15 protein-coding genes, 2 pseudogenes and 2 riboswitches are annotated in these 25750 nt (G+C 49.5%); of the genes and pseudogenes, 11 read left to right on the forward strand and 6 right to left on the reverse strand.

What is annotated here, in order from left to right; translation table 11 throughout:
• Window positions 1-8 precede the first annotated feature (8 nt).
• A pseudogene (locus HQN90_RS32345) lies at window positions 9-665 on the forward strand (carbohydrate ABC transporter permease); the annotation flags it as partial.
• Here the strand turns inward: HQN90_RS32345 and HQN90_RS32350 are convergent.
• Window positions 602-2020, reverse strand: a complete 1419-nt coding sequence (locus HQN90_RS32350) for an APC family permease (RefSeq protein WP_246362947.1) — start codon at window positions 2018-2020, stop codon at window positions 602-604. The pseudogene HQN90_RS32345 and the gene HQN90_RS32350 overlap by 64 nt on opposite strands.
• 88 nt (window positions 2021-2108) lie before the next feature.
• Window positions 2109-2211, reverse strand: a riboswitch (guanidine-I (ykkC/yxkD leader).
• 160 nt (window positions 2212-2371) lie between these two features.
• Window positions 2372-2475, forward strand: a riboswitch (guanidine-I (ykkC/yxkD leader).
• A gap of 70 nt (window positions 2476-2545) precedes the next feature.
• Between HQN90_RS32350 and HQN90_RS32355 the strand changes: the two genes are divergently transcribed.
• The 4 genes and pseudogenes from HQN90_RS32355 (at window position 2546) to HQN90_RS32370 (ending at window position 9715) form a co-directional block, all read left to right on the forward strand.
• Window positions 2546-3265, forward strand: coding sequence for an urea amidolyase associated protein UAAP1 (locus tag HQN90_RS32355; RefSeq protein ID WP_173226744.1), 720 nt, complete (start codon window positions 2546-2548; stop codon window positions 3263-3265).
• Window positions 3266-3287: 22 nt separating this feature from the next.
• Window positions 3288-3938, forward strand: a complete 651-nt coding sequence (locus HQN90_RS32360) for an urea amidolyase associated protein UAAP2 (protein WP_173226746.1) — start codon at window positions 3288-3290, stop codon at window positions 3936-3938.
• Between the two features lie 31 nt (window positions 3939-3969).
• On the forward strand, window positions 3970-7590 hold the full coding sequence (gene uca, locus HQN90_RS32365; protein ID WP_173226748.1) for an urea carboxylase: 3621 nt from the start codon (window positions 3970-3972) through the stop codon (window positions 7588-7590).
• 15 nt (window positions 7591-7605) lie between these two features.
• Window positions 7606-9715 (forward strand): annotated as a pseudogene (locus tag HQN90_RS32370) (allophanate hydrolase).
• A 1749-nt stretch (window positions 9716-11464) separates the two neighbouring features.
• Here HQN90_RS32370 and HQN90_RS32375 read toward each other — a convergent pair.
• Entirely contained in the window at window positions 11465-12652 is a 1188-nt protein-coding gene (locus HQN90_RS32375) for an MFS transporter (RefSeq protein WP_173226750.1), read from the reverse strand.
• 151 nt (window positions 12653-12803) lie between these two features.
• Window positions 12804-13085, reverse strand: a complete 282-nt coding sequence (locus tag HQN90_RS32380) for an ArsR/SmtB family transcription factor (RefSeq protein ID WP_173226752.1) — start codon at window positions 13083-13085, stop codon at window positions 12804-12806.
• A 370-nt stretch (window positions 13086-13455) separates the two neighbouring features.
• Here HQN90_RS32380 and HQN90_RS32385 point away from each other — a divergent pair, with 370 nt between their 5' ends.
• The 4 genes from HQN90_RS32385 to HQN90_RS32400 all read left to right on the forward strand — a co-directional run bounded on the left by HQN90_RS32385 (window position 13456) and on the right by HQN90_RS32400 (window position 19122).
• Entirely contained in the window at window positions 13456-16131 is a 2676-nt protein-coding gene (locus HQN90_RS32385; protein ID WP_173226754.1) for a YhgE/Pip domain-containing protein, read from the forward strand.
• A 118-nt stretch (window positions 16132-16249) separates the two neighbouring features.
• Complete coding sequence (locus HQN90_RS32390; protein WP_173226756.1) at window positions 16250-16768, forward strand: hypothetical protein; 519 nt, start codon at window positions 16250-16252, stop codon at window positions 16766-16768.
• A gap of 495 nt (window positions 16769-17263) precedes the next feature.
• Window positions 17264-17944: a phosphatase PAP2 family protein gene (locus tag HQN90_RS32395; RefSeq protein WP_173226758.1), complete on the forward strand. Its 681-nt coding sequence runs from the start codon at window positions 17264-17266 to the stop codon at window positions 17942-17944.
• Window positions 17941-19122, forward strand: coding sequence for an MGDG synthase family glycosyltransferase (locus tag HQN90_RS32400; protein ID WP_173226760.1), 1182 nt, complete (start codon window positions 17941-17943; stop codon window positions 19120-19122). The genes HQN90_RS32395 and HQN90_RS32400 overlap by 4 nt, the downstream gene beginning before the upstream one ends.
• A gap of 273 nt (window positions 19123-19395) precedes the next feature.
• On the opposite strand, the gene HQN90_RS32405 is transcribed toward HQN90_RS32400, so the two are convergent.
• A complete protein-coding gene (locus HQN90_RS32405; protein WP_173226762.1) occupies window positions 19396-20304 on the reverse strand; it encodes an ArsR/SmtB family transcription factor in 909 nt (302 codons plus the stop codon).
• A 162-nt stretch (window positions 20305-20466) separates the two neighbouring features.
• Here HQN90_RS32405 and HQN90_RS32410 point away from each other — a divergent pair, with 162 nt between their 5' ends.
• On the forward strand, window positions 20467-22227 hold the full coding sequence (locus HQN90_RS32410; protein WP_173226764.1) for a glycoside hydrolase family 2 protein: 1761 nt from the start codon (window positions 20467-20469) through the stop codon (window positions 22225-22227).
• A 76-nt stretch (window positions 22228-22303) separates the two neighbouring features.
• On the opposite strand, the gene HQN90_RS32415 is transcribed toward HQN90_RS32410, so the two are convergent.
• Both HQN90_RS32415 and HQN90_RS32420 read right to left on the reverse strand, forming a co-directional pair.
• Complete coding sequence (locus HQN90_RS32415) at window positions 22304-23323, reverse strand: LacI family DNA-binding transcriptional regulator (RefSeq protein WP_173226766.1); 1020 nt, start codon at window positions 23321-23323, stop codon at window positions 22304-22306.
• 117 nt (window positions 23324-23440) lie between these two features.
• Window positions 23441-24028 (reverse strand): P-loop nucleotide/nucleoside kinase family protein, encoded by a 588-nt coding sequence (locus HQN90_RS32420; protein WP_173226768.1) that lies wholly within the window; start codon window positions 24026-24028, stop codon window positions 23441-23443.
• A gap of 179 nt (window positions 24029-24207) precedes the next feature.
• Here HQN90_RS32420 and HQN90_RS32425 point away from each other — a divergent pair, with 179 nt between their 5' ends.
• Complete coding sequence (locus HQN90_RS32425) at window positions 24208-25413, forward strand: serine hydrolase domain-containing protein (RefSeq protein WP_173226770.1); 1206 nt, start codon at window positions 24208-24210, stop codon at window positions 25411-25413.
• Window positions 25414-25750 lie beyond the last annotated feature (337 nt).

The raw sequence follows: 25750 nt of genomic DNA on the forward strand, positions 1-25750 counted from the left end.
TGGTTTGGATGATTGCTACGTCGTTGAAGGATTCAACGGACGCTTTCTCGCTAAGCGTGATACCGACGGGGCTGACACTAGACAATTATGTGGAAGTGTTTAAAAAGACCCCGTTCACCCAGTGGGTTCGAAACAGCTTAGTTGTCGCTGTGATCACAACGTTAAGTGTTTGTCTTTTTGATACAGTCATCGGCTATGTATTGGCTAAATTCACTTTTGTCGGCAAGAAGCTGATTTTTGTTGCGATCCTTAGTACGCTGATGGTCCCTACCGAAATGTTGATTATTCCTTGGTATTTGCTGACGGTCAAGTTCGGGTGGGTAGATTCCTATGCGGGCATTTTATTTCCGGGCTTGATCTCGGCGTTTGGTATCTTCCTGATGAAACAGTTCTTGGAATCGTTGCCTAGCGATCTATTGGATGCGGCCAGAATTGATGGCATGAACGAGTGGAGCATCATGCTGCGCATTGCCGTTCCACTTGTGAAGCCGGCGCTCGCTACCTTGTGCATCCTGTCCTTCTTAGGCAGCTGGAACGCGTTTATTTGGCCGCTGATCGTCACGCAAACTCCGGAGCATTTGACGATTCCGGTAGGGATTTCTTATTTCTCCAGCGAGCTGAAAGACCGCGCCAGCTGGGTGTTGGTGATGACGGGCGCCTCTTTGTCGGTCATCCCGCTCATTGTCTTGTTTTTCATTTTCCAGAAACAGATTATTCGGGGAATCGCTTTAACGGGTTTTAAATAAGTGAAAAGGACCAGATGATACATAATGCCCAAGGCGAGCCATACGCCGCCCATCCATTGCGCGTCTCGATCCAGCAGTGAAAGCAAATAACCAATGAAGCCAGCGCCCAGCAGCGGGAGAACCAAGTACAGCATAGTTTGCTGCGGGGAACGCTGGCTTTCTTTGATGTACTTTTGTGCGATGACGGAGATGTTGACGAAGAAGAAGGCAGTTAGGGCGCCGAAATTAACGAATTTCACTGCGTTGTCCAGCGAGATAACGAGAGCGAGCAGCGAGACGCAGCTGACGATCACGATGTTGATGACAGGTGTGTTGAACTTCGGATGAAGGAAGCCGAACACCTTTTTTGGCAGGATGGAATCGCGTCCCATGACGAAGAGCAGCCGGGAAACGCTGGTCACCGAGGATAAGCCTTGGGTAAAAATGGCGAGGATAAGCACGGTGATGAACACAGAACTAAGCGCTGCGCCTCCGACTAGCTGGACAATTTCGAAGCCGGCTGAATCTAGGTTGACGAAGGTGAGGTGTGGGTAAACGAGCTGTGTCAGTACGGACGGAACCAAGTAGAGTATGCTCGCTGTAAGGATAATAATCAGGATCGCCCGAGGGATGGTTTTCTCTGAATTCAGCGTCTCTTCAGACATTGTCGTAACAGTGTCAAAGCCTAGGAAGGAGAAGCAGATGATGGACGCCCCAGCCAGGATGGTGGAGAAAGGCACATCCGATTGCAGGAATAGCTGCAGGGGATGAGCATCCCCGGTCAGATTCCGGAACAGGAAGACACAGAACACGGCAATAAACAAGATTTGAATCCAAACGAAAAGCTTGCTGATGTTAGCTGAGAATTTAATGCCGACGATATTCACGAGTGCGAGAACGATATTGAGGCCGATAATCCAGACAAAAGCCGGAACCGACGGGAACTGCGCATGCAGATAAATGCCGAAGGTGAGACAAGCGATAATAGGAGAGAAGAAATAATCGAGCAGAAGCGCCCAACCGACTAGGAAACCTAAGTAGGGATGGATGCTTTTTTTCGTATAGGTGTAAGCTGAGCCGGATGTGGGAAAGGTTTTGGACATGACGCCATAGCTGTAAGCCGTGAAGAAAATAGCAATGAAGGCAAGCAGGTAAGCCTGCGTCAGCATTCCATGGGCGTTCTCGTAGGCAATGCCATAGATGGAGAAATAAATCATAGGCGTCATCCAGGCTAGTCCCATGTAAACGACTTGGAATAAGCTTAAGGATTTACGGAGTTGGACTTCGGTTGTCATGTTGGTAACACTCCTTTTTTGTTGGTTTCTTTAATCGGGCAGACATCTTATATGCAAAAAAGCCAAGGAGATATCTATGAAACAGATATCCTCCCGGGCTTTTGTCCCTCCGTGAACACAGGGTGAGCTGTGCGTTTTCTCTTGGACCAGACCGGCGTATGTACAACCACGGAACCCTAGAAAACAATGTTATGTGATGAATCATTAGTTATGTTAATTATCCCTCTTTTGTGTAAGTTAATATAACATTAAATTCGTGTTTTGAGAAGTATTTTACGTTAAAAATACAAATTGACTAGAATTTATTGACACGTATTCATATCGATGTTATGTTTGATAACACAAAAGAATACGATTGTTTACTAGGGTTCCGCCGGATGTTTAAACACCGGGCTGGTCCGAGAGTAAACCGCTCTTCTCGAAGGGCGACACGGAAGGATAAAAACCTGGGAGATATCACCAAGACACCCAAAGTCTTGTGATGTCTCCCTTTTTGTTTAATTACATGGCAAAGGAGTGGTCAGCATGACAACGATTTGGAACAAGACAGTAGGCCCTGGAGGCAAATGGTCGGGTGCGATTGGCAGAGGGAAGTTAATTCGTTTTACAGCGCTGGAGGCGGGCGCGAATGTGTCCCTACAATTGTTCCACGCCAAAGATTTGACGGAACGCTACAATATGCCCGATACCCTGAAGGCTCAGTATACGGCTCATTTGACCAAGGGCAATGTGCTCATGAGCGACAATGGCAGAGCGCTGGCGAGTGTCGTGGAGGACAGCATTGGCTGGCATGATCCGCTAAGCGGCTATACAAGTCGTGAAGCAACGGACGCCAAATATGGCGCTACGAATTACCAAGAGCTGCGAAATGATTGGCTGCGGAGCGGGCAGGAGAATTTCGCAGTGGAGCTGGTCCGCAATGGACTCAGCATGCGGGATATGATGCCAGTCGTGAATTTGTTTTCCAAAGTGTTTTGCGATGAGCAAGGGAATATGCATTTTAGCCAGGATCATTGTCCGGCAGGTGCAGTCGTTACACTGCGAACGGAGCTGGATACGCTGCTTCTCGTTTCGAATACACCAAATCCGCTTGATCCCAGAACGATCTATCCATCGGTGCCTGTCCAAATAGAAGTACTCATGGCTGAGCCTGTGAATGAAGATGATTATTGTGTGAATTATCGTTCGGAGAATCGCCGGGCATTTGAAAATACATGGGAATACCACACATTGCTAGGCCTATAAATCAGGCGGAGGAGGAACGAATATGGCGGTATTTAATCGAGTTGAAAGCTCTCGCAAGGTTGAGGATGCTGTGCATAGTGAAGTGATACAGGCAGGAGACGGCTGGATGCATGTTTTGAAGCCAGGGCAAGTGCTGCGTATTGTCGATCTGGAAGGAAACCAAGCGGCGGATACGCTGTTTTATGATGCTGATCATCCCGAGGATCATTATAGTGCGGTTGCCACGATTGCAGGCCAAGGCAATATATATCTGAGCACAGGATCGGTGCTGCGGGCGGAATCCGGCAAGGCTCTGCTGAGGATCGTCGCAGACACTTGCGGTCGTCATGATACCGTCGGAGGTTCATGTTCAGCTCAAAGCAACACGGTGCGCTACTCGCACGATAAGCTGGCTATGCACAACTGCCGGGATACTTTTATGCTGCAGCTGGCCGGGCAGGATGGTGCGTACACGAAGCGCGATTTGGCGCCTAATATCAATTTCTTTATGAATGTACCCGTAACCGCAGACGGCGGGCTCAAGTTCGATGATGGCGTATCCGCTCCAGGATGCTATGTGGAAGTGGAGTCGCTAGGCAGCTCCGTGGTGCTTATCAGTAACTGCCCGCAGCTGAATAATCCATGCAATGCTTACAATCCAACACCGATTCAGGTGCTTATTTGGGAGAAATAGATGTAAAGAAACTTGAAGGAGTGTGATGACGATGTTCACAAAAGTGCTAATTGCCAATCGCGGTGCGATTGCCGTGCGCATTGAGCGTACACTGCGCAAGCTCGGAGTTGCCTCCGTTGCTGTTTATACACAGGCAGATCAAGATAGCTTGCACGTGGATGGCGCGGACGAAGCTGTTCTGATTGGTGAAGGTCCAGCCAAAGAAAGCTACCTGAACGCAGAGTTGATTATGAAAATAGCGCTGGAAACCGGCGCCCAAGCGATTCATCCGGGCTATGGCTTCTTGAGCGAAAATGCCGACTTTGCCCGCGCTTGCCGCGAAAATGGACTTGTGTTCATTGGACCTACACCGGAGCAAATGGAGCTGTTCGGACTTAAGCATTCAGCGCGCGAAATCGCGGAAAAAGCCGGCGTACCGATGCTGCCGGGCACTTCGCTTATAACGGAGCTTGAAGCGGCCCTTTCGGAAGCGGCGCGGATTGGCTACCCGGTGATTCTCAAAAGCACAGCAGGCGGCGGCGGGATCGGCATGCGCGTATGTGCGGACGAAGCATCCTTAAGCGCTGCATTTGACGGCGTACGCCATTTGGCCGAGACGAATTTCAAAAACGGCGGGATGTTCCTTGAGAAATATATCGCAAGAGCGCGCCATGTTGAGGTGCAGATCTTCGGCAATAGCTTCGGTGAAGTTGTAACGTTAGGCGAGCGCGACTGCTCGATTCAGCGCCGCAATCAGAAAGTGATTGAAGAAAGCCCGGCTCCGAACTTGTCGGATGAAGTACGCGAAGCGATGTTTGCTTCGGCAAAAAGGCTTGCCGCGGAAGTAGGTTACCGCAGTGCTGGGACGATTGAATATCTCTATGATCCGCAATCGTGCGAATTTTATTTTCTGGAAGTGAATACGAGGCTTCAAGTTGAGCATGGCGTGACGGAGGAAGTGCTGGGCGTTGACCTCGTGGAGTGGATGGTGCGTGAAGCGGCGAATGAGCTGCAGGACATCCAGTCTTTGATTCGGAAGCCGCAAGGGCACAGCATGCAAGCGCGGATTTATGCAGAGGACTGTCTCCAACAGTTTCGTCCAAGTGCAGGGCAGCTAGACCGTGCGGTATTCTCGAGTCAGTCGCGCAATGAGACGTGGGTGAGGGATGGATTGACGGTAACGACACTTTATGACCCGATGCTGGCCAAAATTATTGTCCACGGCAAGGACCGCATGGACGCTATTCGGAAGCTGATCGAAGCGTTAGGCGAGACGCGCATGTATGGCCTTACGACGAATCTGCAATATTTGCAGGCTCTCCTTCAGGAGAAAGATTGCGTAGACGGGAACGTCTTCACGCAATTGCTGCATACATTTGAGCCTGTGGAACAGGCTCTGGAGGTTGTGGATGGCGGCATCCAAACCACAGTGCAGGACTTCCCAGGCCGCATCCGTCACTGGGATGTGGGAGTGCCGCCTTGCGGGCCGATGGATCCGTTCTCGTTCCGAATCGGCAATAAGCTGCTGGGCAACCCTGACGATGCCTGCGGGTTGGAGATGACGCTGCGTGGAGGCTCGTACAAGTTCCGCAGCGATATGTGGTTCTGTGTCACCGGCGCAGATATGCAGGCGGAGCTGGATGGATCGGCGATTGCTACCTATAAGCCAGTGTTTGCTTCCCGTGGGCAAGTGCTCAGCTTTGGCCAAGCCAAAGAAGGTATGCGCACATATCTTCTGATCAGCGGCGGCTTGGATATGCCGACAATTCTAGGCAGCTCGTCCACATTTACACTAGGTGGCTTCGGTGGTCATGGCGGCCGAGCCCTGCGGACTGGGGATGTACTGGGCGTGAACAAGGGTGAAAGCCCTGCTCAAGAGGCTGTAGAGCTTCCCGCGCAGCATCGACCGGCAATGACGCGCGAGTGGACGATTGGCGTTATCCCTGGGCCGCATTGTACAGGTGAGTTTTTGCACGCAGAGTATTTGGACCAATTAACCGAAACAAGCTGGGAAGTGCATTTCAACTCCTCGAGGACGGGCGTCCGCTTGAAAGGGCCTGCCCCGCTCTGGACGCGTGAAGATGGCGGCGAAGCGGGGCTTCACCCCTCCAATATTCATGATAATGCCTACGCCATCGGAACGCTTGATTTGACCGGTGATATGCCGATTCTGCTTGGTCCGGACGGTCCGAGTCTTGGTGGGTTCGTTTGTCCGGTGACGACGGCGTCGGCTGAATTCTGGAAGCTCGGTCAACTGCACCCCGGAGATACGATTCGTTTCCACTTGCTGACGCTTCCGGAAGCCGAGGCTTTGCGTGATTTGCAGGAAAACAACTTGCGGGCAATCGGTGAAGGCGATCTGGAACGGTTGGTGCACGTGCAGCTGCCTGCCGTGAATGAAAAGATTACGCCGGAGTATCCGCGCCTGTTCCATGAAGCGGCTAATCGTCGATTCCCAATCACCATCCGCTGCTGCGGCGATCAGAATTTGCTCGTGGAGTACGGGGAGCTTGAGCTGGATTTGCTGCTGCGGTTCCAAGTGCAGGCTTTGATGCAAGCGATTGTGGAAAGAGGCTCGATTCCCGTGTTGGATCTGACCCCGGGAATTCGCTCCCTGCAAATACACATTGATCCTTCTCAAATTACGGTCAGCGAGGCGTCCGGCAAAGTCGTTGCTATTGACGCAGCGCTGCCACCGCTCGAGGAGTTCCGTGTTCCTTCGCGGATCGTCCGTTTGCCGCTTTCTTGGGATGATCCTGCTACGCAGCTGGCGATTCAACGCTACCAGCAGGGTGTACGCCCGGATGCGCCGTGGTGCCCGAGCAATCTTGAATTTATTAGGCGGATTAACGGATTAGACACGATAGATGATGTGAAGAAAATTGTTTATGACGCTAACTATTTGGTGCTTGGATTAGGCGATGTTTATCTCGGGGCTCCCGTAGCTACGCCAGTTGATCCGCGTCATCGTTTGGTCACGACGAAGTATAATCCTGCGCGTACATGGACACCGGAAAATGCCGTTGGCATCGGCGGAGCTTACATGTGTGTGTATGGGATGGAAGGTCCAGGCGGATATCAATTCGTAGGACGGACGATTCAAATGTGGAATCGGCTGCGCTCCACCCAGAGCTTCAAAGCAGGGAAACCGTGGCTATTGAGATTTTTTGATCAAATTCAATTCTATGAAGTCAGTGCTGAAGAGCTGCTGCAATTGCGCGAAGACTTCCCGAGAGGGCGGTACGAAGCAGATATTCAGGAAACAACCTTCGATTTGGGCGAATATCTAGCATTCCTAAGCGCTATTGAGGAGAATGTGCGAACGTTCCGATCGCAGCAGCAGATTGCTTTTAAAGAAGAGCGGGAGAGCTGGAAGGCAAAGGGCTTGGCGGAGTATGTATCCGAGCAGGAAACGGTGAACGAAGCGCCTGAGGATGAATTGCCGGCAGGCACGGTTGCTGTACGTGGCATTATGCCCGGAAGTGTGTGGAAGGTGCTCGTTTCGCCGGGTGAGCAAGTCAAGAAAGGCGACCAGCTGGCCATTCTGGAAAGCATGAAGATGGAATTTCCGCAGCATGCCCCTTGTGACGGCATTGTTTCAATCATTCAAGTGAAGCCCGGAGATCAGGTTCATGCCGGACAATTGATTCTGGGTATCGCACAATCTGCTTAAGGGAGGGTTCAGGAGATGGGAAATGCAAATGAGTTCATTGTTGATTTACCCGAGGAACTAACTATTCCTTGGCTGAGGGCTCAGTATAAAAGCCAAGCGTTGACCCCGCAAGGTGTGGCGGCGGCTATTGTGCGGCGCTCTGCTGCGGATGCTGGGATGAATATATGGATTACCGCGCCTTCTATGGAGCGAATTCAGCCATATTTGGACGGATTGGCGCTGATTCCGATGGAAGATGCTCCGCTTTGGGGGATTCCTTTTGCGATCAAGGATAACATCGATCTGGCGGGGGTGCCGACGACAGCCGGCTGTGCGGAGTATGCTTATACGCGGGCGGAGCATGCGGGCGTCGTAGAAAGATTGATTGCCGCAGGAGCGATTCCGCTCGGCAAAACGAATTTGGACCAGTTCGCGACGGGGCTCGTCGGCGCGAGAAGCCCTTACGGCGACACGCATAACGCGCTGCGCCCGGAGCTGATCAGCGGCGGCTCGAGCTCAGGCTCGGCCGTCTCGGTCGCCCGCGGCCAAGCGGCTTTCTCGCTTGGCACGGATACGGCAGGCTCAGGCCGCGTGCCTGCCGCCTTGAACCGCTTGGTTGGCTATAAGCCGAGTCTCGGCGCTTGGCCAACCAAAGGCGTAGTGCCGGCCTGTGCGAGTCTAGACTGTGTAACCGTCTTCGCGCACAGCTTGGAGGACGCGCTCACCGTAGACGGCGTGGCGCGCGGGGTTCATGCTGATGATCCGTGGTCACGAAGTGTGACGAGGGATTCATCCGCGCTTCCGAACCGGCTGCTCCTGCCGGACGGTCCGCTCCGTTTTTATGGCCCTTATGCCTCGGAGTACAGCGCTGCTTGGGACGCGGCGGTGGCGAGGTTGCAAGGGCTGGCGGAGAATACGAAGGGGCATCTCCATTGAATATGTAGATGTTGCGTTGTTCGCTCAAGCGGCAGCGATTCTCTATGAAGGGCCCTGGGTGGCCGAACGTTGGGCGGCCTTGGGCAGCTTTATTGAGGCGCATCCGGGAATTGCCTATCCGGTAACAGAGAAGATCCTTCGTTCCGGAGCTGCGGCCGAATATGATGCTGCGTCTGTGTTCACTGCTATGCACAAGCTGCAGCAGCTCAAGCTGGAGGCCCGCCAACTGTTGAAGGGTGCAGTGCTTATGATGCCAACTTGCGGGGGCACATGGACCCGCGAGCAAGTGCTTGCTGATCCGATAAGCACGAATCGGGACATGGGGCGCTACACGAATCATTGCAATCTACTTGATTTGTGCGCGGTGGCTGTTCCGGCGGGTGAGGCGGCTGTGCGGACGCCTTTTGGTATTACACTCTTCGGGCTTGCCGAAGAGGAGAGTTTGATTTGCGGCGCAGCCGAGCTGATCTTGGCGAGCGCGACGCGTGGCGCTGGGGCAGATGATAGCGCAAGTGATACGCGCAGTGTGGGGAGCGGTACTGGAGGAAGTGCAGTGATTGATGCATCGAGCTTCCGCACAAGTGACATGGGGAGTATGGCGAGCGGTACTGGAGATGCAACGAGCTTCTGTGCAAGTGACATGGGGAGCGTTGCGAGAGGTACCGGAGAAAGTGCTGCTGCAGGCATTCGCGCAAATGACACGGGGAGCGTAGTGAGAGGTGCTGGAGAAAGTGTTACTGCAGGCATTCGCGCAAATGACATGGAGAGCATGACAAGCGATATTGGAAAAGGAGTTCCGAATGTTGAGGCGAGATTTGCTTCTGCACCAGCGGTGACGCTGGTTGCGGTTTGCGGTTTGCACATGCGCGGCTATCCGCTGGAGAAACAGATGCTTGGCTGTGGCGCGCGTTTCATCCGGGAGGATGAAACGGCGGCGAAGTACAGCCTCGTGAAGCTGCCAACCACGCCGGCGAAGCCGGGGTTGATTAAGCAGCGGCAGGGCGGATCCGCCATCCTGCTGGAGGTTTGGGAGATGCCGCTGGAAGCATTCGGCGGCTTCGCGGCGGCGATCCCGGCTCCGCTGGGAATCGGCAAGGTTGAGCTCCGGGACGGCACGGAAGTCCCGGGCTTCGTTTGTGAAGCTTACGCGGCTGCGGACGCGGAAGATGTCACTTCACTTGGCGGCTGGCGCCAAGTGGTTCCTTTATAAAGCCTGCGCAGCTGAGGCTTGCACCTCGAACCATAGCGTATCTTAGTATCGTTCTCCCGGTGTGGGAGAGTGAGGCTGCGATACGCTATTTGCAATTCCGCTGATGAAGCGGAACTAGGATAAGCCACTTCGGGGGACTTAGCAGCCCCCTGAATAAGCGTGATTCAACACGCTGAAATGAAGCTTCACCTCGAACGAATGCTAAGACCGCTGAAATTGACACATAGGTGATCTGGAGTAGCTAACTACCTCGAGAGGCAGGAGAACCCGGCTCAACACACCCCAATGACGCTTCTCCTCAAACGAATGCTAAGACCGCTAAAATTGACTCATAGGTGATCTGAAGTAGCTAACTACCTCGAGAGGCAGGAGAACCCGACTCAACACACCCCAATGATGCTTCACCTCGAACAAATGCTAAGATCGCTGAAATTGACTCATAGGTGACCTGGAGTAGCTAATTACATCGAGAGGCCGAGAAAGCCGATTCGTCACGCCCCAATGATGCTTCTCCTCGAACGAATGCTAAGACCACTGAAATTGACACATAGGTGATCTGGAGTAGCTAACTGCATCGAGAGTCCGCAAAAGACGATTCAACTCGCTTAACACTCTGAACCGGTAGATTCGCCAAAGCCTGCAAATGTGCAGGAATTTTCACTGAAGTCGTGTGAAAAGTGGAAATTCCTGCGATTATGCAGGAATTTTTGGCATTTCCGTCTTATGATCCAGAAAAGCCAACGAAAAGATGCACAATCGCAGGAATTTAATGATTTTGGCTAGTTCAAGGCTGAAAAAGATGCATAATCGCAGGAATTTAGCGATTTGGGTTGGCGGAGGGGGCGTAATCGGGTATGCAATCAAGGCTGGGCCATTTCCAATGGAATCAAAGTATATCCTTAACGGGAATGTCATCTGTAATTATGCGGTTTTTCTTCATCTGAATCACTGGCGTTCTTCTTCGGACATCTGGCTAACTACATCGAGAGGTAAGAGAACCCGACTCAACACGCCCCAATGATGCTTCTCCTCGAACCAATGCTAAGACCCCTGTGATTGACTCATAGGTGATCTGAGGTAGCTACCATCGAGAGTCCGAAAAGGCGACTCAACACGCCCCAATGACGCTTCACCTCAAACGAATGCTAAGACCCCTGAGATTCACTCATAGGTGATCTGAAGCAGCTACCATCGAGAGGCAGGAGAACCCGACTCAACACGCCCCAATGATGCTTCTCCTCGAACAAATGCTAAGACCCCTGTGATTGACTCATAGGTGATCTGAAGTAGCTACCATCGAGAGGCCAAAAAAGCCGATTCAACTCACTTAACCGAACCGTTAGATTCACCAAAGCCTGCAAAAGTGCAGGAATTTTCACCGAAATCGTGTGAAAAGTGGAAATGCCTGCGATTATGCAGGAATTTTTGGCATTTCCGTCTTATAATCCAGAGAAGACCTCGAAAAAGATGCATAATCGCAGGAATTTAATGACTTGGGCGAGTTCAAAGCTGAAAAAGATGCACAATCGCAGGAATTCAGCGATATGGGGTTGACGGTGTACACAACATCGCGCACACATCGTGTAGGCAATGGAGTATGCTATTGGGGATGCACCGTAGAGCATTGATGCCCAAAAGCGTTCCGCAAATTGCAGCTTGGGTCGCTGAATCCGGTAACACCAATGCACATAACAAAAAAGGACTGTCCCAGCAGCTTCTCTGCATAAGTGACAGTCCTTTTTCACTAAGTTAAACGCGTTGTGACGAACCCGTGGTAACAGGCTTGGCGGCGACGGTGGATCGCCTAGACGACAAAATCGTGATGACGAGTGCGATCCCAACGCCGATCGCGCCCATCCAAGTGACGGCGGTCAGGGAGATCTGGCTAACGACAACGCCGCCGATGCCGGCTCCGGCCGCCATGGCCAGTTGCATGACAGAGCTGTTCAAGCTAAGCATGATGCCTGATGACTCTGGAGCTAGCGTTATAAGGTTGTATTGCTGCGTAGGGCCAGAAGACCAAGCAGAGAAGGACCATAAGAGCAGCAACAGAAATACGATGCTCGGCGAATGGGCAGCCAAAGTCAGGAGAATCAACGTAATCATGTGTAAAAGCATACCTGATCGCAAGGTGCGTTGGACGCCCCAACGATCTGCACTGAAGCCTCCAAGCTTGGAACCGACTAGGCTGGCAATGCCGAAGGCGAACAGCGAGATACTTAATGTTTTATCGCTCATTCCCGTGATCGACAAGAGGTACGGAGAAATATAGGTGTAGGCGATGGAGTAACCGCCGAGCCAGAAGAAGCTGACGGCCAAACCCATGGCCATTTTCGGGTTTTTCAACAGTGCTAACTGTTTGCGGAGCGGAATGGCAGCTTCACTTTGCAAGGCGGGAATTGTCAGCGCAATGACAACTATAGCCAATAAACCGAGAGCGCCGATTCCGCCGAATACGACTTTCCAATCGTAGGCGGTAGCCACCATTCGCCCCAGTGGGACACCGACGATTAATGAAGCGGTGAAGCCCATGATAACCGTAGCGATGGCGCTTGCTTGTCTGCCTGAAGGAGCGATCATTGCCGCTATGCTCAGCGAGGTGACGACAACAACCCCGGCGCCTAGCGCCATCAATACGCGAGCGCTAACGAACAAGCCGAACCCAGGCATGATGAAGGCGAGGATGTTGGCTAGAATGAAGAGGCTGAGCGCATAGAGGAGCAGCTTTTTCCGATCCCAACCCGAGGTAAATGCCATGATAATCGGAGTACCGAAGGCGTAGACGAGGGAGAATACAGTGATCAGCTGGCCTGCAGCCACTAGCGAGATGTGCATGGAGTCAGATATTTTATCCAAAATTCCAGCGATAATATACTCGGATGTTCCAACCAAGAAACTAAGAAGTGCTAACATATAAATTCGCCAAGTTGTTGACATGGGAAAACCTCTTTCTGGTTACTATTTTTATTTTTCTAAAATCATCGAAATATATAGTTGCAGCTTGAAAACTGTTGACTGTTGACTGGAAATGCGACAGTTAAACTTCTATATTTCTAAATATATAGAATTATTAATCAAAAAAGTAAAGCTAATGACTCAAATAAGGGACGAATTTATTCACGGTTTCCCAGTTCACGCTGAAGTGGACGAACGTGCCTCTTTTCTCGGAATTCAACAGGCCGCAGTCAGTCAATTGTTTTAAATGATGAGACAGTGTGGATAAAGCGACCGATTCCAATCGGTTTTCCAGCTCGGCAGGGCATAAGTTGCTTTCTTTGATCAGCATTTCGAGAATTGTGTAGCGTGTTGGCTCGCCTAAAGCTTTATGAACCTTGACCGCTTGCTTGGCTTCCAGACTGACGTCGACCATTCAGATGGCTCCTTTCGTTGCATTTAGTATTTCTATACTTGTCGAAATTAGAATAGCATGACTTTGGCTAATTGTAAATAAGGCTATGTTGCGGTCCCTCCCTCTTTTTGACCATCTTCAACCCTTCATCCTCCTGGCTTGGGCAGCTTATTCACGCTTTTTCTAACTTATCCACATAGTTACCCACAGTATCAACATGTCCACAGAAGGGTCTGTGCATAAGAATGTTCTATGTTTGTGCACATATCCACAACTTAACTTATCCACACCTGTGTAATGATAAGGGTTGCAGACTTTTAAACAATTTTGTATGGTTATAAGAATGTCAGGTTACATTAACTACCAAATGCGAAGGGACGGTGGAGCATCGATGAAGAAGATTTTCAGTATTTATCGAACAGATCTTATGAACTTGTGGAAAGTGCCCACAGGTCTTTTTCTCATGATTGCACTTGCTATCTTACCATCTGTTTATGCATGGATTAACCTTGAAGCGATGTGGGACCCTTATTCGAATACGTCGGGTATCAAAATTGCGGTGACGAGCAATGATCTAGGAGCTACGGTTGAGGATAAGTCCATTAATATCGGAACCGAGGTTGTGGATAATCTGAAAAATAATCATACGCTCGGTTGGACGTTCGTGAATGAACAGGACGCGCTCGAAGGTGTTGAACGTGGGGATTATTATGCAAGTTTAATTATTCCAGCGGATTTTTCCAAGAAAATTACGAGTATCGTAGATGGCACTATGGAAAAGCCAGAAATTATTTACACGGTTAATGAGAAAATCAATGCGGTAGCGCCCAAAATCACAAGCAAAGGCGCCTCGAATGTCACGCAGCAAATCAGTGAAAATTTCATTAAAACTGTGAGCAGCTCGATCCTTACACGAATGAAAGCGCTGGGCATCGACTTCGAGAAAGAACTGCCAACGATTCGCAATATGGAGACGAAGGTATTCGAGCTGGAGAAGCGTTTGCCGGATATTCAGGAGATGGGGAACAAGGCGCTTGAGATTGAACAAAAGCTGCCCGAGATTAAACAAAAGGGCCAGAAGATTATCGATCTAGAGCAGAAAATTCCTGATATTAATCGTGCGGCAGACACTATTCTGAAGATTGAGGAGCGCTGGCCGAAAATTCAATCTGTGGCGCAGGAAGTTCTGCTCCTTCAGCAGAAGCTCCCTGAGATTCAGAAAGCAGCCGATCGCATTGCGGAGCTGGATCAGAATTTCGATAAGGTCGGAGAAGCGCTGAATACGGCGATCGATAAATCTCGGAAAGCGGATGAAATCGTGAATGCGGCGATCAGCACATTGCCGAAGATTGACGCGATTGCTACGCAGGGCGGAGCTTTTGCCGATCAGCTTGCCGACTATTTACAGAAGAATGACGCGGCTTTCCAGGCGCTGATTCCTGTGGTGAAGCAGAATTTGATTCTGCTGCAGCAGACGGCAGATGCCGTTACCCAGTTGACGGGACTGCTTCAGGACGTCAATATAGACCCGCAAAAGGTGCTCCCGGTGATGGCGGTGCTTAGCAAGCAGCTGACAACCGGCGTAGCGGTGATCGACAGAACGATTGACCTCTACACGCGGTTAAATACCTATTTGCCGAATGCGCCATTCAGTGACAATATCACAAGGCTAACAAGCATTAAAACGAATATGAACAACCAAATTCAAGCGCTGAGCAAGCTGCAAAACGCCATTGAACGCGGCGAGAAGCCTGCTCAGGATTTGGTGAATAACCTGAATACGTTGTCCAAAGAGGCAAGCGGCGCTATCGGAAGTTTGCTAGCCAGATACGATAGCGAAATTGTGCCGAATATGACGAAGGCTTTGGCTCAAATCAAATCGGTCGCCCAGAATGCGGCGAGCGTGCTTCAAACGCTGAAAACCCAGATGCCGAATATCAAAGAAATATTGCTGGATGCGCAGAGCGGGATTCATTTCGCGCAGACGCAGCTAGACGCGCTGCAGAAGGATTTGCCGGACATTCGCGCGAAGGTGCACGAAGCGTCTGCCACGCTGCAAAGCAAGCTGGCAGCGTTCACGACAGGGATTAACGAGGCTGTGCCGTTCATTCAGAACGATCTGCCCAAGGTTGAGCAGAAGCTGCATGAGGCATCGAACTTTGTTCGCAACGATCTGCCTGCCGCGGAGGATGAAATCCGCAAGGTTGCCGATCTCTACCAGACGAAATTCCCTGAGGTGGAGGATGCGGTGCATCTGGCTGCCAATCTGGTGCGCAGCGATTTGCCGGAATTCGAAGCGGCGGTTCGTAAAGCAGCTGATCAAATCCGCAAGGTGGAAGGCGGAGGCAGCATCGAGGAAATTCTTCGTTTGCTCCAGAACGATATCCAGAAGCAAAGTGATTTCTTATCGAATCCGGTATTGATTAAAGAGGATAAAAGATTCCCCATTCCGAATTATGGTTCGGCGATGTCGCCTTTTTACACAACACTGTCCCTGTGGGTAGGTGCTATGCTGCTCGTATCCCTGATGAGAGTGGATGTGGATAACCCGGACGGGAAGCTCAAATCGTATCATATTTATTTTGGGCGGATGCTGATCTTCCTGACGGTTGGTTTTTTTCAAGCGTTGATCGTCACCTTGGGAGATCTGTATCTGCTGGGTACTTATGTCGTCGATAAGTTTTGGTTCGTTGTGTTTGCAGTGCTCATCAGTGCGGTGTTCATATCCATCACCTACACCCTTGTATCGGTTTTTGGGAACATAGGCAAAGGTGTGGCGATTATTTTCCTTGTGCTGCAGTTTTCCAGTTCAGGAGGAACTTTCCCAGTGAGCACGGCCTCGTCATTTTTCCAAAAGCTGAATCCTCTTGTGCCCTTCACCTATGCGGTTGGGGTGCTTCGCGAGACGGTGGGCGGCATGCAATGGTCTGTTGTGATTAAAGATGTCGTGTTCCTCTTTCTATTTATTGGGATTTGTTACGTTGTGGCATTAGCTTTGAAAAAGCCGCTTAGCGGCTATACGAAGCGAGTGGCGGAGAAAGCGAAGAAGACGAATTTGATTTCTTAGGTTCTTTAGGGCAAATACAAGTGAAACCTAGCCGATGGCTAGGTTTTTTTGTGAATTTTTCCATATCTTGCAACTATATGCGTTTTGTTACGTCATTGATGTAAGAGGGGTGACGTTAATGAAGGTAAGAAAGCTGCTTCTGCTATTGTTTGGACTCCTATTTCTGTTTCCGACGAATACGTATGCCCTCTCCTGTGCGCAACTGCCCTCGATCGAGCAAGCCTACGAGAACTATGATGCTGTTGTTATCGCTTATGTGGATGATATCGTTCGAAAACGGCAAAGCAACGAAATCCAGCTCACCGTATTGAACAGCTTCAAGGGCATTCAGGACCGAAAGCTTGTGATGGAAGAGGATATGACATGGGGAACAAGTGAGAGAGGTACGCAGTATCTGTATTTTCTAAGAAAAAAAGACGGCGGCGGGTGGGAGAATCCACTCTGTAGCCCTATGCAAAAGGTGACAAGCGCAGCTAAGGCGCTGGATTTTTTGAAGGAAAAAGAGATTGCCGTCAAGGACGCGGAGTTTCCCAAGGGAGCTGGGTCGACGAATTGGGTTGAGGTTTCCATCCTGGTCGTCGTGCTTGGATTATTGGGGTATGGACTGGTGCGCTGGGTAAAGCGGAGAAATGAGTAATCCGTTTTGAGGCGGAGCAGGGAAGATCGTGTTAACAGGCAGGCGTAGTCACGGGAATAGTCGGGGAGTATGGGGCAGATATGCGCAACATTGCGAAGCGCACCTGTCCAAACGGAACTGGAGTACTCTATTTTAGCTAAAATGGTTCAAATGACATCGTAAAGGGAAGTAGGGTGCGCTATTTTCTTTATTTTCCGGGTAAACTGACCAAATTTAAGCGAATATCGTACCTGAGTTCCATTTCACACAGATTTACGCCTGTTTTCTTGGAATATCGTATTGTAGTTCCCTTTGATGCCCAACCTCCAACTCGATGGAGGTTTTTGTATGTTCATTGGGGCGAACCGCCAAATGCTTGTTTTACAAATTAGAACAAGCCTTTAGTCTAGGTTTTTTCACGACCTTTGGCTAATGAAAGACAGTACCTAAGTGCGTTTAGAATACCTCTGATCTCTTGTAAGATGAATATAACGTAAAGGAGAGCGAGGAGTTCATGTGAGAAAAGGGTCGTGGTGGTCCTATGTAATGGCATGCAGTGCTTTGCTGTTGATTCCGCTTGTGGGTCTAATCTACGTTCACTTAAATCAGGCAACTGGCAGAGCTTATAGTCTAGTTACGGATTTGGATCGGCAAATTCCGTTTATCAAAGGGTTTATTGTCCCATACTTATTATGGTACGGATTCTTACTTGTTGGATTCTTGTATCTCGCTTATAAAGATCGCCGCAGATATTTTTTTACTATTTTGGAGTTCGTAGTGGGTCTTCTTCTGTGCTACGGGGTATATGCTATATATCAAACCACTATCCCTCGGCCGGAGCTAACCGCAACCGATTGGCTGCTGCGGATGGTAGAGTGGGTGTACCGCACGGATCAACCTTTCAACTGTTTTCCGAGTACGCATGTCTTAACTTCCTATCTCATGATGAGAGCCTATTTACGCTCGAAATCCATAAGGGTCGGCTATAAAATAGCCATTTCGAGCATGTCAGTGCTCATTATTATATCAACATTGTTTGTGAAGCAGCATGTTTTGTTAGATCTTGTAGGGGCTGTTCTAGTAGCAGAGGGCGTTATGTACGCCGTGGAACGAATTCGCAAAGGTTGGGGAGCAAAATCAATCGAAGTAAAAGTGCATACAAAGCAGCATAATATGGACAGGGGGCTTAGAAGATGAAACAGAGGGACAAACTATTAATCCTGACAGGCAGCTTAGGGGACGGACATAATAAAGCCGCACAGGCGATTCTGGAGGCGACACGGTTCTATAAGCCGGGTGTGGAAGTGAAGGTGGTCGATTTCTTGGAGTGGACCCATCCTTATCTCCATTCCGTAGGCAAATATTGCTACATGCAGTGGGTAAAAAGTCTGCCATCTGTGTATGGCTTCTTATATCGTAAAACACGGGATGATAATACGTTCTCACATATGTTCAAAAAGATGAAGTCGTTCAGCACGGATCGGATGCTGGAACTGCTGTATGACGAGAAGCCGACGGAGGTCGTCTGTACCTTTCCAGGTGCAGCCGCGGCGATGTCTTACTTGAAATGCAATGGGCTGACAACAGTACCTACTGTGACGGTGATGACGGATTACACGGATCATAGCTATTGGGTCCATCCGGGAACAGACCGCTATTTGGTTGGCGCTGAGCATGTGAAGCAAGCTTTGCTGCGCTATCGTGTGCCTGAGCAGCGCATTGTGGTGACCGGGATTCCAATCCGGATGCCCTTTACAAGAGAATATGACCGGCTGGCGCTAAGGGATAAGCATGGTTTGCATCGCGAAATGCCAACGGTGCTCGTTATGGGCGGCGGACATGGCTTAATTGGCAAGCAGTTCAAGTCGGTATTACAATCCGATGATTTGGCGGTGCCGGTGCAGTTCGTTTTCGTCTGCGGGCGCAATGAGAAACTGAAGCTGCAGCTGGAAGAGGAGCTGGGCGGCGAGAAGACGCGCCATCATGTGAAAGTCACCGGATTCGTCGATCACATTCATGAGCTGATGGCACTGTCGGATCTGATCGTAACGAAGCCAGGCGGGCTAACGATATCCGAAGCGCTTGCACTGGAACTCCCGATGATGCTGTACAAGCCGATTCCCGGTCAAGAACAAGATAATGCAGCCTATCTGGTTGGTTTAGGGGCAGCTATTGAAGCGAAAAATGCCGTGGAATTAAAAAAACAACTGTTAGAGCTGATCGCCAATCAATCGCTGTTATCCAAGCTGAAACAGAATGTGAAATTAAATCAGCAGAATCAAGATGTGCTTCATACCTTGAATGCCATCTTCGAGACGCGCCATCACTTCATTCCTCTCACGGAGGGCATGCAGCTCGCTATTGCGAATGGCTGATCGGCGCTTTCTCCCTCTTTTTATGCTGTAAAAACACCTTATTTTTGCGCGAAAAAGATAGGAATCATGTGATAGTTGTTTTCTGTCAAGTATCATGTCAATAATGATATTCTCCTATTTAATAAGAGGGAAACGGAAATTACTTTACAAAAATAATTCGTCAAGCTGTGCCTTGAAGGCGATACCTGGTTCTATGTTCAAGCAATCGATAGAAAGCCGCCAAAACCACTGTGGAAGTGGGCTTGGTGGCTTTTTGCCATTTAGGCACACAAGTTACTTATCCTCATGCATGGTGACGACGATATCCTGCGGGTAATTGCCAAAATGCTTGCCGAACAAGGTGATGCCGCCGCAATTTGGGGAGCTTTCGAGCGATGCGATGCGGAAGCTGATCTCTTTGGCGAAGGTGACGGATAAATCCTCGATGGTAACATCGGAAATTTTCGTGCCGTCCAGATAGGAACCGGAAGGGCTTACGGTTATGACTTTAAGCAGACCGTGCTGCGTATTGCCGCTGCTCCACCAATCAGGGGAAAGGACGCCGCGCTGGGTGCCGAAATCGCCAGGACTCGTCCAAGCTCCGATAGGAATCTCATTGAGGAAGAAAGTGATGTCAGAAGGCCAGTTCTCATTGAAGCCTGGTGCTTCGGAGCAAATTTCCAGTGAGATTTCCAAGGAACGCAGCTTCTGGTTGCTGTGAAGAAAGTTAGGGATGCGGTATTCCACATAGCCACTGCCGAACCAGAGGATGCTTGCATGCACATGCCCTGGATCCGCGAAGTAGCGTGGATCATCCAGCACGCCGATGAGTTGAGTGGAAGAAGCAAGTCCGCATGTCGGCTTTACCTCGAACGAAGAATATTGGCCAATCGGAATTGATAACGTGTTAGCTGGCAGCTCCTGCTGCTTTCGCGGTTTGAATTGCAGAACCGCTTGCTCCAGTTGCAGATGGCAGATTTTCTGTGTGCCGCGGATGCCCGTTGAATTTTCGGAGGCTACGATGCCTGCTTGCTCGAGCTTCTGGATATGCTTCGTCACGATGGCCGAGGAAATGTCGAGCCGCTGTGAAAGCTGCTTAATATTTAAAGACTCCTGCTGAAGGAGTTCGATGATCTTCACTCTGGTTTCAGAGGAGAAGCACTCGAGAAAAGACATGTTTTTCGTGGAAACTTCGATCTGCATAGGTGGAAACCTCATTCTGATTGTTTTTATCCATTGTATAACTTTAAAGTTAATTAAACAACAAGTATTGACAGGTTATTTGCTGCGTATTACAGTGATTATATAAAATTTAAAGTTATTAAATTAACTTTCAAGTTAATCTAATTAAAAGGAGTCGTCCAAATGACATCGCATGTTTACATTCCTAATTATCCTAGACCACAGTTTGTACGGAAGGCTTGGACAGATTTAAACGGAACGTGGAATTTCCATTTTGATGATGCGAATGAGGGGGTTGCTGAGAAGTGGTTTGAGAAGCTTCCTTCGACACGCACGATTACCGTCCCATTTACGTATGAAACCGCTGCTAGCGGCATCAATGAGCCTGAGTTTCATCCGTATGTTTGGTATGAACGGACGATAACGATTCCTGCAGAGCAGCAGAATAAGCGGGTCATTCTTCACTTTCAAGCGGTTGATTACCATGCTCAGGTGTGGGTGAACGGCAGGAGTGTTGGCGAGCACAAAGGCGGGTATGCGGCTTTTTCTTTCGATATTACGGACTATGTAGATGTATCGGGTGATAACCGGGTGACTGTGCGCGTTCAGGATAGTGACAACTGTATGCAGCCTCGCGGCAAGCAGCGATGGATAAAGGATAATTTTGGCTGCTGGTACATCCAGACGACAGGAATTTGGCAATCCGTATGGGTGGAGTATGTGGCTCCCCAATATTTGAAATCGGTGAAAATGACCCCGAATATCGACAAGAATCAGCTGCAAATGCAGTACCATCTGCAAGGTGTGGAGCAGCGGGAAGGACTTGTTTTACAAACGATTATTCGCTTCGAGGGTCAGTTGATCAAAGAATCGCTTCTAGCCGTAGATCGAAGCAATCTGAGTGCGGATATCCATTTGTATAGTGATCGTATCGGCGAGTGGAAAGTGAAGCATTGGCACCCTAATCATCCTCATTTATATGATGTGGAATTGGTTCTGTTGCAGGATGGCAAGCCGCTGGATACGGTGTATACTTACTTTGGGTTCAGGAAAGTGTCGATTGAGAAAGGGCAAGTATTGATTAATAATATGCCTTATTACCAGAAGCTTTTGCTGGATCAAGGCTACTGGCAAGAGTCTCATCTAACGCCGCCGTCAGAAGCAGCGCTGATTGAAGATATTGATAAGACGATGGCGCTTGGCTTTAATGGCGTGCGCAAGCATCAAAAGCTGGAGGATCCCAGATTCTTATATTGGTGTGACCGCAAAGGGTTGCTCGTATGGTCGGAGATGGGGGCCGCTTATGAATTTGGCGATGAGGCCGTCGAAAGCTTCACGCGGGAATGGATGGAAGTTGTGCAGCAGCACTATAATCATCCAAGCATTGTGACATGGGTTCCTTTTAACGAGTCGTGGGGCGTGCCGAACATTAAGGTGGACCGGGCGCAGCAGCAATTCACGGAAGCGATCTATTATTTGACCAAATCCTTTGATTCGATGAGACCTGTGGTTGTGAATGATGGTTGGGAGCATACGATCTCTGACATTATCACGCTGCATGATTACGAGGAGCTCGGCCGGGTGTTCTTTGAGCGTTACAAGGACAAAGACCATCTGCTGAGCAATAAGATCATCCATAACGATATTAAATATCCCTTTGCCGATGGGTATGCCTATCAGGGGCAGCCGGTGATGATTAGTGAATATGGCGGCATTGCCTTCTCGACAGATAAAGGGTGGGGCTATGGGAATCAGGTGAAAACCGAAGAAGAGTTCCTTACGCGATATCGCAATATCACGCAGGCAATTCGGGATTTGGATTATGTGTGCGGCTTCTGTTATACACAGCTTACGGATGTTCAGCAGGAGTTGAATGGCCTGTTGACCATTGAGCGCGAGCCGAAAATCGCATTTGAGAAAATTCGTGAAATCAATCAGTTGTAAATTAAAAAAAGACATCCAAGGCAGAGTGAATTCTCTGTATTGGATGTTTTTATCTTTACATGGATGTGTACGAATGTTAGGTGTTGTCAAGTTGCTTGCAGGAGTCTCTTTCAATCAATTTGCCATAAATGGCTATTTTCTGAGGGCTCCCGCCATATTCAATTTTGCGAATGAGAAAGTCGACAGCCTCGCAGCCAAGCTGCTCACGTTGAACTTGAATCGTTGTGAGGCGAGGCGTGATCATCCGGGCTGCTTCAATATCGTCGAAACCGACGATGGAGATAGTGTTGGGTACGTTATAGCCCCTGGCCGTCACCGTTTGAATGAGCGAAATGGCAAGACGATCGTTGGCACATACCCAAGCTGTGGGCAGCGAAGGCAACGCATCTACAAAGGAGGCTAACTCGTCCATATTGGAGCTTTGTGCATCTAAGGATGGAGCATTCACTAGGCTGTGATCCATGTTGATGGTCAGTCCCGCGTCTGACATCGCATGTTGAAATCCGTGCCAGCGTTCCTTGAAGCTTTTGGCTAAATGGACTGCTCCGATGAACCCAATTTCCCGATGGCCCTTGGAGATTAGATAAGCCGTAAGTTTATAGGCCTCTTCGGTGTGGGCCGTCACGACGGCATCCAACTGCAGGCTATCGTAGTAATGGTCTACTGTAACGAGCGGCGTTCCCAAATCCTGAAGCATGCGGACATAGTCTAGCTGGAAAACGCCGATTGTCAGTATGCCATGGAACACCATTTCATGGTAGAGATCCGGCAGTGTCAGCTGCTGCTCCATCTCTTCGGCAACTCCGCAAATAATGGCGTTATAGCCAAGTTCCTTGGCTTTTTTCTCAATGGACCAGAACACCTCGGAGAAAAAGATGGCATCCTGGGGGATATGTTCAGGGATAAGGACGAGCAGATGGTGCTGCTTCTTTTTGCTTCTGGACTCTGTCCGGTACTTCAGTTGATTCGCCGCTTCAAAAACACGGGCACGCAGTTCCTCGCTGACACCTGCTTTATGGTTGAGAGCCAAGGAGACAGCATTTTTGGAAATGCCCAGCGTATCGGCTATGTCTTGCATGGAGGTTTTCGAATTCATGGTGGTGTTCCCCTTAACCTTGATGTGGATCTGACTTGAATTTTATAAGTTAAAGGGAGTTTTGTAAAGTTATAAAAAAGATGTCGATGCTTTACAAAAAGATGTAGACCGAATAGGTTAGTTTTCCAAAATGAACTGTTCCAGTTTTTTGAGCTTGTCGGATGAGGGCGGACCGGAATTGTCCAGATACAGGATCGAAGAGGGGGCAATGTTCCACTGAATTTCCTTGCGGAGGAGGGACGGACTGAACTCCTGCCAATGCTCCAGCTTCCACAAATCCAGTGCAGACCCCCTTGCTTGAATACGCTCTTGGTAGCTGGTCTCGTTCGGAAGATAAACGAAAATGGCTCTCACAGTTACGTCGCTAATGGTCGCTCCGATTTTGGAAAGCTCGTTGACTAGCCAGAGTGGATCAGAGAGTTCTCGGGTAAAAGGACCGATAACAACGGCATCTAAGCCGAGATCGAGATTTTCTAACGCGGCGTCCATCGTAATGCGGTATCCCAAATCGCGGCAATATGTTTTGTAGATGGGGGAATCCCGATCATCCGGATCCTGCCCGGCAAGGGGCATAATGGTTTCTGCCGCGGGGCGCAGGAGCGTATCCATGTCAAGGAAAGCCCCGCCGTGATGGCGAGCCCAAGCTTTGGCAAGCGTTGTTTTGCCTGCGCCGGCAGGACCTAAGAAAAAGATGAGTTTGCGCATCGATACCTCCGAAGTAGATTTGTGAAAATATTGTAACACAGGAGGGGGGAAACCAAATATTTTAAGCTAATTTTAAGCTAAAATTTATTTTATTTTAAGGATTAGGCCATAATTGGTTCATATTTTTGGAGTAAAATGCTTCAACAGGGGTTAAACCATACTGGAAGGATTCGATAGAAATGAAAAATAAAAAGAATCCACTTGTCGGAAGTGGACAGGGCACGTCAACCCTATCTATGTCAGCAGCAGAAACCCAAATGAAACAAATGTCAGCTATGTTGCCGAAAACGGAAAGGCCGTCTTTTCAAAAAGCAAATTGGCCAACCGCAGGGTGGAGTATGAGCACACCGGAGTCGCAAGGCATGCATGCGTCTGCCCTCGCTAAGATGCTCAAAATATTTCGCCATCAAGCCGTACATAGTGTGGCTGTCATTCGAAACGGATATGTAGTAGCAGAAGCCTATAACGATAGAACGCACACAGAACTGCCGCAGGATATGAAATCCGTTACCAAAAGCATAACTTCAGCCCTAGTCGGTATTGCTTTGTCCGAGGGGAAGCTTGAAAGTGTACATCAACAAGCAGCAGATTTCTTTCCTGAATGGGAGAGCGATCCATCGAAATCAACCATCACGATCAAGCATCTGCTCAGTATGACATCAGGGATAGCATGGGATAACAACAACGAACAATCATCCACAGAAATGATGTACTCACCAGATTGGGTACAATATATATTGGAGCGTAGGGCTCGCGTTGCGCCGGGAACTTCTTTTAATTACAGCAACGGTGATGCGCATCTGCTCTCTGCCATGTTGAGTAGGGCCGTAGGAGAGACCATGTATGAGTATGCTCAATCCCGCTTATTCGGCCCCCTCGGGATCACCAATACGAGCTGGAATCATGATCCGCAGGGACGCACCATCGGTGCGTGGGCGATGGCGTTAACCTTGCGAGACATGGCTAAGCTTGGTTATTTGTATTTGAACGAAGGCGAGTGGGAAGGTCAAGCGATTATTCCAAAAGCTTGGGTACAAGAGTCGCTAAACAAAAAAGTAGCCCTGAATTATAGCAATGGTACGCAAGGCGGGTACGGCTTCTATTGGTGGTCCAAAACCTTGCCGCAAGGCTTAATCAAAGGCAGTAAAAAAGCCTACGACATGTTCTATGCCTCTGGCTCTGGCGGAAGACGGATTTATGTCGTGCCTGAACTGCAGCTTGTCGTGGCATTAACCGCGGAATCAGATGATGCGGATATGCCTGAACGCCTGCTGCATCAGGTGGTGCAAGCGATCCGCTCCGATAATCCGCTGCCGGAAAATGTGATTGCCGGTGATGAGCTGGAGCGGGCTGTACGCTTATTTAACATGGAGATAGAGTCATAATGACGCGTGATATAAAGGGGAGGGGCTGCTGCGGCGGCCCCTTATTGGCATTTGGGCTTATAGGTGCAAAGCCAAGGAGATAGGGCTGTTTTTCAGTCTTATGGGACGAAGTCAGGGGAAAATCACAACTTTAATGCCGAAAAACGTCCTTACAGGTGGGGGATTGACTGGCAAGGCGCCAAATTGAGGCAGATAGGGCTGTTTTTCAGCCTTATGGGCAATAGCTTTGCATCAAACCTAACATGGAAATCCGAAAAAAGTATCGTCTAAATAATTTATAATTACTACCTAAATATGGGATTAATTGATGTATTTATCTGGACGATGCACAAAAAAA

It is taken from the genome of Paenibacillus alba, assembly GCF_013204855.1.
Classification (GTDB): domain Bacteria; phylum Bacillota; class Bacilli; order Paenibacillales; family NBRC-103111; genus Paenibacillus_E; species Paenibacillus_E alba.